Consider the following 14,712-nt stretch of genomic DNA (forward strand, 5'->3'; position numbering starts at 1 on the left):
TGGTTAGGCTCCCTGCTTAAACTCGATGTTTTCGGCAAAGGCGGCACAGCCATAATCTTCAATTACGTAGGCATCGTTCGATGATTCGTAGTTTTCAATCTGATCACGTTTTGGATTGTCGATGATATGACGGCGGCGCGCGCCTTCTTGCCAATACAGGCTGAGGTTATCCATGCGGGTCACCAAAATGCCGTTGGCTGGGAAGCTCGGCACACGTACAGCAGGCAAACCGCCCAGGCGTTTTTGGCTGATGATCAAATCCGCCGCGATGGTTTCAGTTGGCGCGTGATTTTGGTTCACGATAGGGAAGTATTTATCGGCCAACAGCTTGCGGCCACAAATGGCGACCAGCTCGGTGTCGTCTTGGTACCAAGGTTCAATCAGGTTATTCACCATGTCGAACACCAGTGCATCAAGGTTGGCGTAGTCGGTACCGATGATGATTTTGCCAGAATCTGCGACCACTTCTTTCATGTGACGTTGTGGCGCGTATTGACGGATTTTTTGTAGCCAGCCGATATTCACATCTTGCAGCAGAGGGTACTTGGCACGATCTGAGGTGGCCGCGCGGCTAGTGCCGTTAAAGCCAATCATGATGCGGTCAAGTGCTTGGCGCTTCAAGATGGTGTCACGAATGCGCGCTTGGAAGTCTTGGAACTTGGCCCACATATCGATTTTGCTGTAGCGCAGTGCGGTATCGAAATTGGTTTTGGTGCACTCGTAGCCGGCCGCGTCCAAATCGGTTGGGTCGATGACTTGGCGATCTTGTTTGGTGGTGTCGGTGGTGCTGGCAATGGTGCTATTGATGCCAAGCCCCAGTTTTTCGCCGCTTTGTTCATTCACTGGCACGATGTTGATGCGGGTAAGAAACTCAGAGCTTTCTTGCATGCGAGTTTCAAGCGTTTGCTGCACGCTAGGCGCCACAGTGAATTTGGTGTTAGTGCTGTCGACGCCATTTAGCGCGCACAGTTGCGCGGCATAGGCGTTAAAGAGTTGACGGGTTTCGTTGCGCATGGGGACTCCTAGCAATCGGTTTTTACTGAGTTATCGCCACCGCTTGCTGGCTTGCGCTGGCTGTGGTGACCGGGTTCTTTGTCCAACTGCTGTTTAAGCTCATCGAAGTTGGCGGTGAGTTGTTCCAGCTCAGTGGTGAACTTGGTGAGGGTGTTTTGCTGGCTGGCAAATTGCTGCTGTAGCTGCGTTTGTGCGGTTTCGGTATCAGCCGCTGTTTGGGCAATGGCTTCGACCGCTTGATGCACTTCGCTAAACTCGGCATCGGTGGCTTTATTCGATTTACCCAGCAGGGCTTTAACGCGCGAGAACAAGCCCGAGGTTTGCGGTTCGTCATCTTCAAACTCAAGGGTGGTTTCTACGGCAGCAGTAAACAGGTTGTCGGGCTTTTGTTTACGTGAGGCCAGTGGGTTGTGCTCACTCTTGGCAGAAAATGCCAGCATTTCGGTACCGAGGGACGCCGGCGAGTCGGTGACCGCTAAACCGGTGAGATAGCATTTGCCAGACTTGGCAAAGTTGGGATCGATTTCCACTGAGGTATAGATTTTCTGGCGGGCTTTGTTCATTGCCAGCAAATCATCCGTTGGGGAGATTTGCGCAAACAGCGCCAGCTTACCGTCTTCGACTTCTTCCGCTTTAACGGCGGTAACATCGCCATAGGCTTTAAATGGGGATTCGGGCAGAATGCCGCGAATATGCTCTAACCAAACACGCGCGCCATATTTAGCGGTGTTGTAGCCTTCGACAATTTCTTCAATCCAGTTACGTTGGATCTCGCGGCCGTCGGTGGTGTCGCCTTCTGTAAACACTCGAAAGAATTTGGACTTTTTCATGGTAACCCTTTGGCTGTGTGGCTCGGTATTAACTGTTGCTATGGTCAAAAGGTGGGGTGAATGGGTCAACGCGGTGGGAGGGTGACACCTAGCAGCTACCGCACCCACAGCGAAAACTCTGGCAACGGCGCTTTTACACTGGCTGCATTGTGTTACTGCCTAGAGTTGTTATGCCTGAAGTTGCTATCTATGAGCCGCAAACCAGCCCGCGCCAGCAAGCCAAACACCTGTATTGGCAAGGTTGGTACGTGCGGGAAATTAGCCAGCATTTGGATGTGCCTGAAACTACCGTGTCATCGTGGAAAAAGCGCGATGGCTGGGACGAAGCCAAGCCGATTGACCGCGTAGATGCGGCGCTAGAAATGCGCATGGTGCAGTTGATTGCCAAGCCCGATAAAGAGGGCCGCGATTTTAAAGAGATGGACTTGCTGGGCCGGCAACTGGAGCGCATTGCGCGGATCACTCGCTACCAGAATGGTGGCAATGAGGCCGACTTAAACCCCAAGGTGCATAACCGCAACGCCGGCGAGAAACGCAAGCCGGTAAAAAATGAAATCACTGAAGAGCAGCGAAACCTGCTGTGGGATGCGTTCAACCAGCAGATGTTTGAATACCAGCGCGGCTGGTATCGCGCCGGTTTAACCCAGCGTATTCGCAACATTCTGAAATCACGCCAAATCGGCGCCACTTATTATTTTGCCCACGAGGCGCTGCTTGATGCGATTGATACCGGGCGTAATCAGATTTTCCTTTCAGCCAGTAAAGCGCAGGCGCATGTATTTAAGCAGTACATTTTGGCGTTCGCCCGCGATGTCGCGGGGGTTGAGTTAAGCGGCGATCCGATTGTGTTAGCCAATGGTGCCATTTTGTATTTTCTCGGTACCAACGCCCGTACCGCGCAGTCATACCATGGCAACTTGTATTTGGATGAATACTTTTGGATCCACAAGTTCCAAGAGTTTCGCAAGGTGGCATCAGGTATGGCGATGCATAAGAAATGGCGTCAGACCTACTTTTCTACCCCGTCATCGCTGAACCATGATGCGTACCCGTTTTGGTCTGGCGCGCTCTTTAACCGTGGCCGCCCGAAAGCAGAACGCATTGAATTGGATGTGAGCCACCAAGCGCTAGCCAATGGCCGTGAATGTGAAGATAGCCAATGGCGCCAAGTGGTGACCATTGATGATGCGGTAAGGCAGGGCTGTGACTTGTTTGATCCCGCTACGCTGCATCTGGAATACAGCCCCGAAGAATATCAAAACCTGCTGATGTGCGAGTTTATTGATGATTCGCAGTCTGTGTTCCCGATGCAAATCATGCAGCGCTGTATGGTGGATGCGTGGGAAGTGTGGACCGATTACAAACCGTTTGCGCCACGGCCGATGGGCACGCGTGAAGTGTGGATTGGTTACGATCCCGCTAAAGGTGGGCAGGGTGATAGTGCCGGCTGCTCGGTCATTTGCCCGCCGGCAGTGCATGGTGGTAAACACCGTATTGTTGAAAAGCACCGCTGGGCGGGTATGGACTTTGAGGCGCAGGCCAACCAAATCCGTGAACTGACCAAACGCTATAACGTCACTTTTATTGGTATCGATACCACCGGGCTGGGTGAGTCGGTTTATCAGCTCGTTAAGAAGTTTTTCCCCGCAACCCCGTTCCTTTATACCCCTTCGCTTAAATCGCAAATGGTGATCAAAGCCTATGACGTGATCAGCAAAGGCCGGCTTGAGTTTGATGCCGGTTGGACTGACTTGGCGCAGGCGTTTATGTCGATCCGCAAAACGCTGACCGCTTCACAACGGCAGGTGACCTATGAATCTTCGCGCAGTGAAGAAACCAGCCACGCCGATATTGCATGGGCCACCATTCACGCGCTGTATAACGAACCGCTCGATGTAAGCGACGACAACACCTCAATGATGGAGATTTACGACTGATGTCAACCGAGACAACACAAGCCACAACCGAACCTAGCAACCGCATTGAGGCGTTTACCTTTGGTGAGCCCATGCCGGTGCTATCGCAGCGGGAGATTTACGACTACTTGGAAGCCATGAGCAACGGCAAATGGTATGAGCCGCCCTTGTCCATGAGTGGGCTGGCGCGTATCTACCGTGCCGCAGTGCATCACGCCTCAGCTATTCAAGTGAAGCGCAACATTCTCAAAGCATGCTTTATTCCGCATCCTAAATTATCGCTGCATGAGTTCACCAAACTGGTGATGGATTTGCTGATTTTTAGCAATGCTTACCTGCAGCGCATCCCCAACCGTATTGGCGGTACCGCCAGCTATAAGGTGAGCCCCGCCAAATACACCCGCGTGGGGGTAAAGCCAAACCAATATTGGTGGGTACCGAACTTGGCCGATGAACTGGAGTTTGCCCCCAACGAGCTGTTTCACCTGATGGAAGCCGACATTAACCAAGAGATTTACGGCGTGCCCGATTATGTGGCGAGCATGAACTCCAGCTTGTTGAATGAATCGGCCACCTTGTTTCGGCGCCGCTACTACGAGAATGGTAGCCATGCTGGCTTTATCTTGTATCTGACTGACTCGAACGTGAATAACCAAGATGTGGACGCACTGCGTAAGAGCCTGAAAGAGAGCAAAGGGCCGGGTAACTTCCGCAACCTGTTTTTACATTCGCCCGGGGGCAACAAAGACGGCATGAAGTTGATCCCCGTTGCCGAGGTCGCCGCCAAAGACGAGTTTTTATCGATTAAAAACGTATCGCGCGATGACCAGCTAGGCGCCCATCGGGTACCACCACAACTGATGGGTATCATGCCCAACAACACCGGCGGTTTTGGGGATGTAGAAAAGGCGGCCAAGGTGTTTGATGCCAACGAACTGGAGTGCATCCGACAAAACCTGCTCAGTATCAACGACTGGGCAGGCGAGCAGATCATTCGGTTTAAAGCGTTTAGTTTGACGAGTGCTTAAAGCAGAATTTAATGATTAAAACTTGACGATTATGTCAACTTTTAATACATTTAAGGGGAAGTAAGAGGGAGAATAAGTCGGATTGTGAAATCCTCCCCGCCCGCTAGCTATAAGGCATTTCAGGCGAGTAATGTCGGGTTGTTATGTACGCTAGTGTTTGCGCAAGACGCATCGTAACTAGGTAATCCGGAAGTTATGTTTTTCGAAGAGGCTCTGATTATTCAGAGCCTTTTTCGTTTTTCTTTTTCTTTTTTCGTTTGTAAGAGCTATTTCTCTTCTTCATACCTTCCATAGGAAGCCTTCCTTCCATTACATTTCGTAAAACGATGATGAATGGTCTGGCCTCTTCCCCCCTATAAGTTAAGAGGCGTTTAGCCTTTTCGTGAGCAGCTTTGTCTACACAATAAGCTGATTCGATAAGCATGTTAGCTTCTTTGCTGTTCACCTTATATAACGAAAAAAATACTAGGTATATTTCATCAGGCCTTTCATCTATCTCAATAAGACCACTTAAACAGGTACCGTCGTCCCCTGTGTTAGCTAGAACAGTGATTTGTGCAGGACTTGCTCCCAGTTGTTCCACAAACGTGGGAAACAACAGTGAATCATTCCATTTTACACCACAGAAAATACGGTGCTCTTTCACCTGAGGCGGATCATCCCGCACTTGTTGGTAATTTCCACGATGATGCTGGTAGCTTGTAAGCCATGCACCTTTCTCTAGATGTTCCGCTTTATTAACCCAGTCTTCGTCTGTGACTTTTCGTGAAAATACGTGATTTGTAGGCCTCATATTAACTTTTATGGGTCTGGTATCTGCGTTACTAAATTGCACACCAAGAACTAAAGATAAATTCTTTAGATGCTCAATCTTATAGCTATTCCCATCAACCAGAAGTGGTTCAAAATCATTATTGTTCACGTATTTATTCTATGTAGTTAATCGTGGTCATATTTTTAGCGATTTACACAATACATCAAAAAACTAGGGACCTTAAGTAAAAACCATCCCCTTATCTTGTGGATAAGTTGGATGGGGCGAATTAATCTGATTTGTGCCCCAGCGCGCGCGCTCGACCCCACGCCGCGCCTGCGCGCTTTATCGAATGGAAAAAACGCAACAACGAAGAGCCATAAGCAAAGGTTGGCTGCTTAGGCGATGGAAAGATCGCTAAGCAAAAATACTACGCAAAACTACGCAAAAATGATCTGAGAAAGGATCAAGCCGTTTTGAATTTGTCATGTAGCTTATGAGGGTACAGCTGTGTATAGACTTGCCACAGAATATTCAAGTTTCTATGGCCTGTGACTTGCGCGACTTCTTCTATGGAATAGCCAGCTTCAAATAGTCGGCTAGCACCTTCGCGGCGCATGTCGTGATAACGTAAATCGCTAATGCCAAGCGCATTTCGTACCCGTTGGAAGCCTGCAGTTACCGAGCGTTCGTTATACGGGAAAATACGGTCATCCGTTCTGGGTTGGCTCATAACAATTTCAAACGATTTACCCAGAAGTGGAACAATCATGTGATTGCCGGCTTTCTTGCGTGGGTCTTTTCTGTCGCGCACTAACACTGTTTTATTTTCTTCGTTCAGGTCATCCCAGCGAATACGGCAGACTTCGCCAATCCGCATGCAGCTCAGAATGCTAAAATCTAAGATGTCAGTGAATGGAATCGAAGCGCCGTGGTTATCCATGCGGTTTCTTAGCCCTTCTCTTAAACGAACTAACTCATCATTAGTCGGCCGTCTTGTTCTCTTTTGTGCCTTTCCAACCAACTTCATATCGATCAGGACCGGCACTGCTTCATCAAATACTTGCCAGTTGGCGTTAATATTCCAGACTGGCTTAGCCTTTTTCATCACAGAACGTAAGAAGGAAATATCTTGATAAACAGTAGATGGACCAGTGCCAGCATCACGGCGGTTTTTACAGTGCTCAATAATGTCTGATGTTCTAAGTTGATCCGCATGAATACTGGCAATATCACAATCCATAAGCATTTTAATGACATAGCGCTTTGAGCGCCCTGTCGCTGCCCAGAGGTCTTTATCTTCGTAGAACATATTTAGCAGTTCAAAGATGGTTACCCTACGAAGGTTTCCTGTTATGGCCTCGTTTTCTATGGCGGCACAGCGTAAAATGCCCCACTCTTTAGCTACCTGATGTTTTCCAAACGTCTTAGATTCACTGCCAGTGCTAGAGCGAACTAGACAGCGATATCGCGTTTCGCCCTTAGCAGTTTTTCTTGGTTGGATAACGTAGCTTGCCATGGTTCATCGTCCTACTTTTTGTGGATCATATATGGATCATACTACATCGAAATTGATAGAAATTCACAGCAATTCGGAGCAATTTAACAGTGACTGAAAACCCATATAAAACAGCGTCAAACCTAGGAAATACAGGGCTTTCATGGAATAGAAGATTTAGCATTGCACCGATGCTGGAGTGGACCGATCGCCATTATCGTTATTTTGCGCGGTTGATGTCGTCGCAGACCTTGTTGTACACCGAAATGGTCACCACGGGCGCGATCCTGTTTGGCAAGGGTGATTACCTTGAGTACAACACTGAGGAACATCCGTTGGCGTTGCAGTTGGGCGGCAGTGATCCACAGGCTTTAGCGCAATGCGCCAAAATTGCAGCGGAGCGCGGTTATGACGAGATTAACCTCAACGTTGGCTGTCCGTCGGATAGGGTGCAGAATGGCCGCTTTGGCGCGTGCTTGATGGCTGAGCCGCAGTTGGTGGCGGATTGTGTCAAGGCGATGCAAGATGTGGTGGATATTCCGGTGACGGTAAAAACCCGTATCGGCATTGATGAGCAAGATTCCTATCCATTTTTGACCGATTTTATCGAAACGGTTAGCGCGGCTGGATGCGATACTTTTACCATTCATGCCCGTAAAGCGTGGCTAAATGGTTTGAGTCCAAAAGAGAACCGCGAGATCCCACCGTTGGATTATCCGCGGGTGTATCAACTGAAGCAGGATTTCCCACAGCTGAACATCAGCGTTAATGGTGGCGTAAAAACTTTTGACGAGATGGTTGGGCACCTTGCGCATCTTGATGGCGTCATGGTCGGGCGCGAAGCTTACCAAAATCCTTATCTGTTGGCGGAGGTTGATCAGCGTCTGTATGGCATCGAGAAGCCAACATTAACCCGTGATGAGGTGGTAGATCTAATGCTGCCTTATATCGAGCGCCACCTGCAGCAAGGGGGGCGTTTAAATCATATTACTCGCCACATGACCGGACTTTACCAAGGGATCGCTGGCGGTCGTCGTTGGCGCCGTTATCTCAGCGAAAATGCGCATAAAGCGGGTGCTGGTATCGAAGTGGTATTGGCGGCTCGTGACAGTGTTAGCTCATTCCCTCCTGCTATTGGTTAAAATTACTACAACAGTGGTGAGATTCACCACTGTTTAACCTTCCTGAATATTCCCCTCATCATCACACTCGCGATAGCGTGCTAGATATCGCTGTCATTACGATTTAAAGCGTTATTTATCAGTGTATTATATAACTTGGCACACCAATTGAATTACCTTGCTCGAATGCTGAAATGGTTCAGCAATGAATATAAGGATGATTCAAAATGAAAACCGTCACTTCAACCGTCTTAAGCAGTGTTTTATTCGCTAGTGCTTTACTGACTCACAGCGCATTTGCTGCAAACGTTAGCACAACTCCTGAAAAGCAATTGATCACGACTATCAATACCAGCTTAAAACAGCAGGCTAATGAAATGTATTACGGTACCAAAGCGGAGATTCTGGCATCAGTACAGCAACAACTGAATCAATTAGCTACTGCTGCGGCTGTCAGCGCCAGTAATGCGACTGTGACCTTAGTTGCTGGCGAAGCCACTAAAGCGGGCACCTCTGCGAATGTAAGCAATACCGTCATTGTTGCGCAAGACAATCACTAAGGAGCCAAGTATGACAATTGCGGACCGTATGAGTCAGCCGAGTAGGTTAGTTTTTGGCGGCAGTAGCAAGCTGGCGCAAGACTTCGAATTGCCGGTTATGCCTGTGCGTGTTGGCTGGATAGTATTGGGCATTATTCAGCCACTCACTACCTTGTTGGCTTATATCATCGTAAGTGTGGTTTATCCTTTGATAAGGAGCCGCTGATGCAACATTACCGACGTTATCGGCGTAGTTCGCAGCTAGTGGTGTGGGCACTAGTGGCATTAATGATTACGCTGGCGTTTATCATTACCCAACCTTCTATGCTGTCTTGGGTAATGAATTCGCCACTGATGGTAGTTGACGAAAACTCGTGGGGACTAGGTATTGGTGCGGTGACAGTACTATTGCTACTGGCTTGGTTGGCGGTGGTGTTTAGTGTGTTGGCCGTTGCTACCCTGATATGTGCCACTATGGCATTGGTGATGTTACTCAGTGGGGTAAGTCTGTTTTGGCCTGTACTGTTGATTTTGCTCGCCTTATGGGGGTTCAATCGCGCGATACAACAGTGACGGCCTGTTAAATACCTTTTAAAAAAGGGCTTTTAACTGGCCGCCGCTGTGATTGCACAAATGATTGATTCGCCGCTTGTGGCGTTATTGCTTGAGTAAAAATTGTTGAAACACTTGCTTGGCTTCATCGCTTTGCAGGCGTTTTTCAAAGCAGGTTAGTTCCAACTGCATGTGCTGCCTGAGTTGGGTGCGCCAAGGTTTCATCAAGGCTTTGGTTTGCTGCACTGTGGTAGAAGATTTCGCTGCAATCAATTTCGCTTTACTCATGCTATGTGCTAATAACTCTTCATCATCAATCACTTCGTTAATAATACGATAGCCTCTGGCTTGCATGGCACTAAAGCGTTCTCCAGTGAGCAGCAATTCGGCGGCTCGCTGATATCCCATGATTTTGGGCAGTAACATGCTTGAACCCGCTTCTGGTACGAGCGCTAAGTCAACAAACGGGAGTTGAAACTCTGCAGTGGTATCGGCAAAGACTAAATCGCAGTGCAGCAACATGGTGGTGCCAATGCCGATAGCTGGGCCACTTACAGCCGCAATCAGCGGCTTTTTTAGATCTAATAGGGTAAACAGAAACTTGATAGCTGGGTGTTCTGCATCCAAGCTTTCACTACTGAGAAAGTCGCCAATGTCATTACCCGCAGTAAAGCAGTGCGGGGTGCCACAAATGAGAAATGCTCTAATCTGCTCATCGTCATCACCGGCATGCAGTGCTAGATTGAGTTGTTGGTACATCTCCAGATTTAGGGCGTTGAGTTTTTCTGGGCGGTTAAACTGTAAGACACGGATACCGTCGGTATCGGTCACGTTGATTGACGACATAGGAGCCACCTGCTGAGTAAATCAAACGATAAGTATGGCAGTGTATGACAATATCGGTACAATTCAAACGTGTGTTTAATTTTTATGTGGTCACAATAGTGCTAGGATGTGTCCAGTTAATGGCTCATGCCAATTAATATCTCTCTGCGGGTGGGGTGTATATGCAAGTAAAATGGAATTCAAAATATCTGGTAACGACATTGGTAGCAGTGGTTATCGTGTTATATGCGGTGAGTATTTGGTGGAGTGTTGAGCCTGATGTATTAACGCCAAAGACTATGAATACCGCGGATGGTAAACCGTTGACGGGGTATGCCACAACAACCGCCATGATTGACTCAATGGAAACTTTGCTGGATAAGCCCGGCGGGTGGCTCGCCAATGATGTTATGCCGCCTTCAGTGCTGATGGATAATATGCCGTCGTTTGAGTATGGGGCGTTAGAGCAAATCCGCGACATGGCATTGGTCATGCGTAAAGAATTTAGCCGTTCACAATCCCAATCAACGGCTGATAAAGATCTGCTCGATGCACATTCTAAATTTAATATTGACCATACCAGTTGGTTGGTGCCGAGTGCCGAAAGCCAATATCGCGATGCCATCAAGTTATTAAAGCTCTATCGGGCACGCATGGCAGACCCCAATAATAAAGATGCACAGTTTTATGCTCGGGCCGATAACCTCAATGAGTGGCTGAAAGAAGTACAAAAACGACTCGGCAGTCTGTCTCAGCGTCTGTCGGCAAGTGTGGGTCAAGAGCGCTTAAATACCGATCTCGTTGGCGATAGTGCGAATAGACAATCCACGCCTTCAGAGAGCAGCAAACAGATCAAAACTAGCTGGTGGCAGATCGATAACGTATTTTACGAAGCTCGCGGTTCTACTTGGGCACTGCTGAATTTTATGAAGGCAGTCGAAATTGACTTTGCTGATGTTTTGCAAAAGAAAAACGCCGAGGTAAGCTTGCGACAGATCATTCGCGAACTGGAAGGCACACAACAAACGGTATGGAGTCCGATGATCCTTAACGGGTCGGGCTTTGGTTTAATGGCGAATCATTCGCTGGTGATGGCCAATTATATTTCTCGCGCGAATGCCGCGGTAATCGATCTGACTAATCTACTTTCTCAAGGGTAAGGTAAGGACGCATGAAAAAACTCAGTTTAGCAGCATTAGCCGTTGCGACGATGGTGGCATTGCCATCGCAAGCTGCCACAGTATTAGGATTTAAAGTCGGCGTCGACGCCATGCACGCAGATGCTTCCGGTATCACTGGGCAACAGGGTGGCGATACCCCAAAATTCAGTTACGACAATAAAGCGCAGTACAGTCTTTGGTTTAACGTGGAGCATCCGCTGCCATTGTTGCCGAATCTAAAAGTCCGTGAAAACCGCTTTGAAGCCAATGGTATCTTAACTGATGCTAATTTTAACTTCCGCGGCATCAATTTGACTGACGTGGTACATAATAAAATCGACCTGACTAACACCGATTTTATGTTGTACTACGAACTGTTCGATAATGACATTCTGTCGATTGATGCCGGTGCCGCTTACAAGAAATTCAATGGTTCATTGGAGATCTCGCGTGACAGTTACCGTGACACTATTGATATCGATGACGGTGTGGTCATGGGCTATCTAAATGCAGAAGTGGGTTTGATCGGCACAGGACTATATGGTTTTGCTGAAGTATTAGCGGGTGTGGACCATAGTGACATTCTTGATTATCAAGCTGGTTTAGGTTGGCAGTTTGATGGTGTAGCTATCGATACCCGTGTGCGGGTTGGCTACCGTAAGTTGCAGTTCCAAGACAACTCATTCTCAGGTGTAAAAGCTAACGTTGATATTGACGGCGTGTTCGCTGGTGTTGAGTTAGTCTTTTAAGCTTACTGCTGGAGATGGTTAAATTGTTTAACCGCCTTGCAGTAATATAAAAAAACCGCCAATTGGCGGTTTTTTTATGCGTGGGCCAACAATTAAGATTGTGGCGCCACTTCTTCAGTTAGACCGTTGTTGATGTTAGTCACATCGGCTTCGGTCAATGTACCTGCCGCTTGTTTCAACGCTAGGATAGAGTTGATGTAGCTGTAGCGTGCAGTTGATAACTGACGTTTGGCGTTGTACAGGTTGTAGGTACTGTTCAGCACGTCAACAATAGTACGAGTACCCACTTCAAAGCCGGCTTGAGTCGCTTTCAATGCGCTTTCTGCAGAGATCACTGATTGCTCGTACGCTCTGATTGAGCTCATGGACGCGGTGACATCGTTAAAGTTGCTGCGTACGCTACGCACGACTTCACGGTGAGTTTGTTCTAGTGCTTGGCTCGCTTCAACATAAGCATATTTGGCTTGCTTTACACGAGAAGTCACACTGAAACCTTCAAACAGCGGCACGCTTAACATAAGGCCAACAGAGCTGTCGTCTAAATCTGGTTGTGAAACACCATCAATATCACGATCTAAGCCTTTGCTGTATGACGCATTCAAACTCAGAGACGGCAGGTGGCCAGCTTCACGTAAGCTAATAGTCTCTTTGGCAATGTCTTTTGCTAGACGGTCACTCAGAATTGATAGGTTGTTATCTTCAGCCAGTTTCTGCCAGTCGTTAGGCATTTCTGGTGCAGGCTTTGACGCAGAGAAGCGTTGAGTATCCAGCACTTTCAGATCTTTATGATCGATACCGGTAATCTCACGCAGTGCTTCGTAGCTGTTAGTCAGATCGTTTTGCGCGGCAATAACGGCTGCAGTTGCTAGGTCATATTGCGCTTGTGCTTCATGTACGTCAGTAATCGCGGTCAAACCTACGGCAAAGCGCTGTTTGGTTTGTTCTAATTGACGTTCAATCGCGCGTTTCTCGGCTTGCTGATATTCAAAAGTATCTTTGGCCGACAATACGTCGAAGTAGGCTGACGTCACACGAATAATCAGTTGCTGCAGCGATGCTGCGTACACAGTATCGGCTTGCGAAGCTGCTTTTTCTGCCAAATTCAAACCAACCCAAGCGGAATGATCATAAATCACTTGGTTAAGGTTAACTGTACCAGATAAGCCACGAGTGTCGTTACCTGGATCTTGCCAACCTTTGTTATAGCCCACTTGAGCACTAACGGTTGGTAGCAAAGGAGCGCGGTTTTCTTCGATAGCTTCAAAGGTCTGGTCACGTCGAGCTTTAGCCTGCAATACGACCGGATCGTTCGTCAGGGCTTGCTGATAAATCTGTAGCAAATCGTCAGCAGACGCAGTATTTGCCGATGCTGCGAAAGCCAACGCAGCACATAACGTGCGGATCTTGAATTTCATTAGCTGTCCTTATAGACAAACACCCTGAAGGGGTTGTTTAACTTTGTTAGACTGTTCAATGCCTTAAATTAAGGCGGTTCGCGCTTCCCGACGCTTCCTGATACAGCAAAACTTGTTGGTCAGAATACTAAAAATGAACCAATTTATAGTCAACTGCTAAGTGTAACAGATTTTATGTTTAATCAGTTAAGTGAATATTTCATTCAGTGAAACGTAGGCGACATCAGGGTATGATGGCCCACTGCGTTTAGGAGGCTATTATGGATGAAAAAAAATTCTCTAAGGCAGATATAGAGATTTTAGGAAAAAGAACGCTTTATTCTGGTTTCTTTTCTATGGAAGAATATCGCTTCCGTCACCGCTTATTTGCTGGGGGATGGAGTGGTGAGATTAGGCGTGAAGTGTTTGAACGTGGTCATGCGGTGGTTGTGTTGCCTTATGATCCGGTCACGGATCAAGTGGTACTTATCGAGCAGCTACGTTTTCCTGCCTATGAAACCAGTGAACATCCTTGGTTATACGAGCTAGTGGCGGGCATGTTTGAGCCCAATGAGGCGCCAGAGGATGTGGCCCTGCGTGAGTTACAAGAAGAAAGTGGGCTAGAGGCAAAATCGCTACACTTTATTAGTAGTTTGTTGTCGAGCCCTGGTGGTTGTACTGAACGCTACTACCTTTATTGTGCCTTGGTCGATGCTAGCCTTGCGAAAGGGATTCATGGTCTTGCTGAAGAACATGAAGATATACGCGTGCTGGTCGTGCCAAGACAACAAGCTTACGAAATGACACAAAACGGCGTGATTGATAACGCCTCCACTGTATTGGGTATTCAGTGGTTACAGCTAAATTATCAACAATTATTGAGAGACCATGGCTAGAACTGCTTTAAAAGACCGCTACCAACCTAATGTTAACCAATTTCTTGCGTTGTGCGGGCGTAACTATGCGCTTATTCAACGTTGGTTACCCGATGGTTGTGCGTTGGGGGATAAGTGGCAGGTCAATGGCAGTTTTGGCTGTTTGGACGTGGAAGTACTAGAGAATACGCCATATACCCAGTTAGTGAGTATCGCTAGAACGGTTGACACGCAAGGTATAGTACCTGTTCCTAAAGTAACCGTTCGTGTATATCATGATGCGCAATTAGCAGAAGTGTTAAGCAGTCAACAGATCTTCCGCCTCCAAGCAGTGTATGATTATCCAAATCTACGTATGCATCATCCTGATGAAAAATATCAGGTAAATGCGTTTTTGGAAGAGTTATTAAAAATTGACTGTCACACATCTCTCAGTGCCAGTCACAGTTTTGGGTAA

Annotated in this window: 16 protein-coding genes; 10 read left to right on the top strand and 6 right to left on the bottom strand. The window is 47.7% G+C overall.

Going from position 1 to position 14,712, the window contains the following annotated elements:
• Positions 1-3: 3 nt before the first annotated feature.
• A complete protein-coding gene (locus ACN0TT_RS08555) occupies positions 4-1,014 on the bottom strand; it encodes a phage major capsid protein, P2 family (RefSeq protein WP_417761731.1) in 1,011 nt (336 codons plus the stop codon).
• An 8-nt stretch (positions 1,015-1,022) separates the two neighbouring features.
• On the bottom strand, positions 1,023-1,844 hold the full coding sequence (locus tag ACN0TT_RS08560; protein ID WP_417761732.1) for a GPO family capsid scaffolding protein: 822 nt from the start codon (positions 1,842-1,844) through the stop codon (positions 1,023-1,025).
• Positions 1,845-2,014: 170 nt separating this feature from the next.
• Here ACN0TT_RS08560 and ACN0TT_RS08565 point away from each other — a divergent pair, with 170 nt between their 5' ends.
• Both ACN0TT_RS08565 and ACN0TT_RS08570 read left to right on the top strand, forming a co-directional pair.
• Positions 2,015-3,781, top strand: coding sequence for a terminase ATPase subunit family protein (locus ACN0TT_RS08565; RefSeq protein WP_417761733.1), 1,767 nt, complete (start codon positions 2,015-2,017; stop codon positions 3,779-3,781).
• Positions 3,781-4,788 carry a phage portal protein gene (locus ACN0TT_RS08570; RefSeq protein WP_417761734.1) on the top strand — a complete coding sequence of 336 codons (1,008 nt, stop codon included), beginning with the start codon at positions 3,781-3,783 and terminating at the stop codon, positions 4,786-4,788. Before ACN0TT_RS08565 ends, ACN0TT_RS08570 begins: the two co-directional genes overlap by 1 nt.
• Positions 4,789-5,005: 217 nt before the next feature.
• Here ACN0TT_RS08570 and ACN0TT_RS08575 read toward each other — a convergent pair whose 3' ends face one another.
• Both ACN0TT_RS08575 and ACN0TT_RS08580 read right to left on the bottom strand, forming a co-directional pair.
• On the bottom strand, positions 5,006-5,710 hold the full coding sequence (locus ACN0TT_RS08575) for a hypothetical protein (RefSeq protein WP_417761735.1): 705 nt from the start codon (positions 5,708-5,710) through the stop codon (positions 5,006-5,008).
• Positions 5,711-6,008: 298 nt separating this feature from the next.
• On the bottom strand, positions 6,009-7,061 hold the full coding sequence (locus ACN0TT_RS08580; protein ID WP_417761736.1) for a tyrosine-type recombinase/integrase: 1,053 nt from the start codon (positions 7,059-7,061) through the stop codon (positions 6,009-6,011).
• A gap of 89 nt (positions 7,062-7,150) precedes the next feature.
• Here ACN0TT_RS08580 and dusA point away from each other — a divergent pair, with 89 nt between their 5' ends.
• The 4 genes from dusA to ACN0TT_RS08600 all read left to right on the top strand — a co-directional run bounded on the left by dusA (position 7,151) and on the right by ACN0TT_RS08600 (position 9,273).
• Positions 7,151-8,182: a tRNA dihydrouridine(20/20a) synthase DusA gene (gene dusA / locus ACN0TT_RS08585; protein ID WP_417761737.1), complete on the top strand. Its 1,032-nt coding sequence runs from the start codon at positions 7,151-7,153 to the stop codon at positions 8,180-8,182.
• Between the two features lie 206 nt (positions 8,183-8,388).
• Entirely contained in the window at positions 8,389-8,721 is a 333-nt protein-coding gene (locus ACN0TT_RS08590) for a hypothetical protein (RefSeq protein ID WP_417761738.1), read from the top strand.
• 10 nt (positions 8,722-8,731) lie between these two features.
• Positions 8,732-8,926, top strand: a complete 195-nt coding sequence (locus ACN0TT_RS08595) for a PspC domain-containing protein (RefSeq protein WP_417761739.1) — start codon at positions 8,732-8,734, stop codon at positions 8,924-8,926.
• On the top strand, positions 8,926-9,273 hold the full coding sequence (locus ACN0TT_RS08600; protein ID WP_417761740.1) for a hypothetical protein: 348 nt from the start codon (positions 8,926-8,928) through the stop codon (positions 9,271-9,273). The genes ACN0TT_RS08595 and ACN0TT_RS08600 overlap by 1 nt, the downstream gene beginning before the upstream one ends.
• An 84-nt stretch (positions 9,274-9,357) precedes the next feature.
• Here the strand turns inward: ACN0TT_RS08600 and ACN0TT_RS08605 are convergent, their stop codons facing one another.
• Positions 9,358-10,098: an enoyl-CoA hydratase-related protein gene (locus tag ACN0TT_RS08605; RefSeq protein WP_417761741.1), complete on the bottom strand. Its 741-nt coding sequence runs from the start codon at positions 10,096-10,098 to the stop codon at positions 9,358-9,360.
• Positions 10,099-10,259: 161 nt separating this feature from the next.
• Between ACN0TT_RS08605 and ACN0TT_RS08610 the strand changes: the two genes are divergently transcribed.
• Positions 10,260-11,237 carry a DUF2333 family protein gene (locus ACN0TT_RS08610; RefSeq protein WP_417761742.1) on the top strand — a complete coding sequence of 326 codons (978 nt, stop codon included), beginning with the start codon at positions 10,260-10,262 and terminating at the stop codon, positions 11,235-11,237.
• Positions 11,238-11,248: 11 nt separating this feature from the next.
• Positions 11,249-11,986, top strand: coding sequence for a TIGR04219 family outer membrane beta-barrel protein (locus ACN0TT_RS08615; protein WP_417761743.1), 738 nt, complete (start codon positions 11,249-11,251; stop codon positions 11,984-11,986).
• Positions 11,987-12,078: 92 nt separating this feature from the next.
• Here the strand turns inward: ACN0TT_RS08615 and tolC are convergent, their stop codons facing one another.
• Positions 12,079-13,401 carry an outer membrane channel protein TolC gene (gene tolC / locus ACN0TT_RS08620; protein ID WP_417761744.1) on the bottom strand — a complete coding sequence of 441 codons (1,323 nt, stop codon included), beginning with the start codon at positions 13,399-13,401 and terminating at the stop codon, positions 12,079-12,081.
• A 260-nt stretch (positions 13,402-13,661) separates the two neighbouring features.
• On the opposite strand from tolC, the gene nudF reads away from it, so the two are divergent.
• Together nudF and ACN0TT_RS08630 are read left to right on the top strand one after the other, a co-directional pair.
• Positions 13,662-14,276, top strand: coding sequence for an ADP-ribose diphosphatase (nudF, locus tag ACN0TT_RS08625; RefSeq protein ID WP_417761745.1), 615 nt, complete (start codon positions 13,662-13,664; stop codon positions 14,274-14,276).
• On the top strand, positions 14,269-14,712 hold the full coding sequence (locus ACN0TT_RS08630; RefSeq protein ID WP_417761746.1) for a DUF1249 domain-containing protein: 444 nt from the start codon (positions 14,269-14,271) through the stop codon (positions 14,710-14,712). Before nudF ends, ACN0TT_RS08630 begins: the two co-directional genes overlap by 8 nt.

Origin of the sequence: Shewanella sp. (assembly GCF_048265805.1) — a bacterium.
Taxonomy (GTDB): Bacteria; Pseudomonadota; Gammaproteobacteria; order Enterobacterales; family Shewanellaceae; genus Shewanella.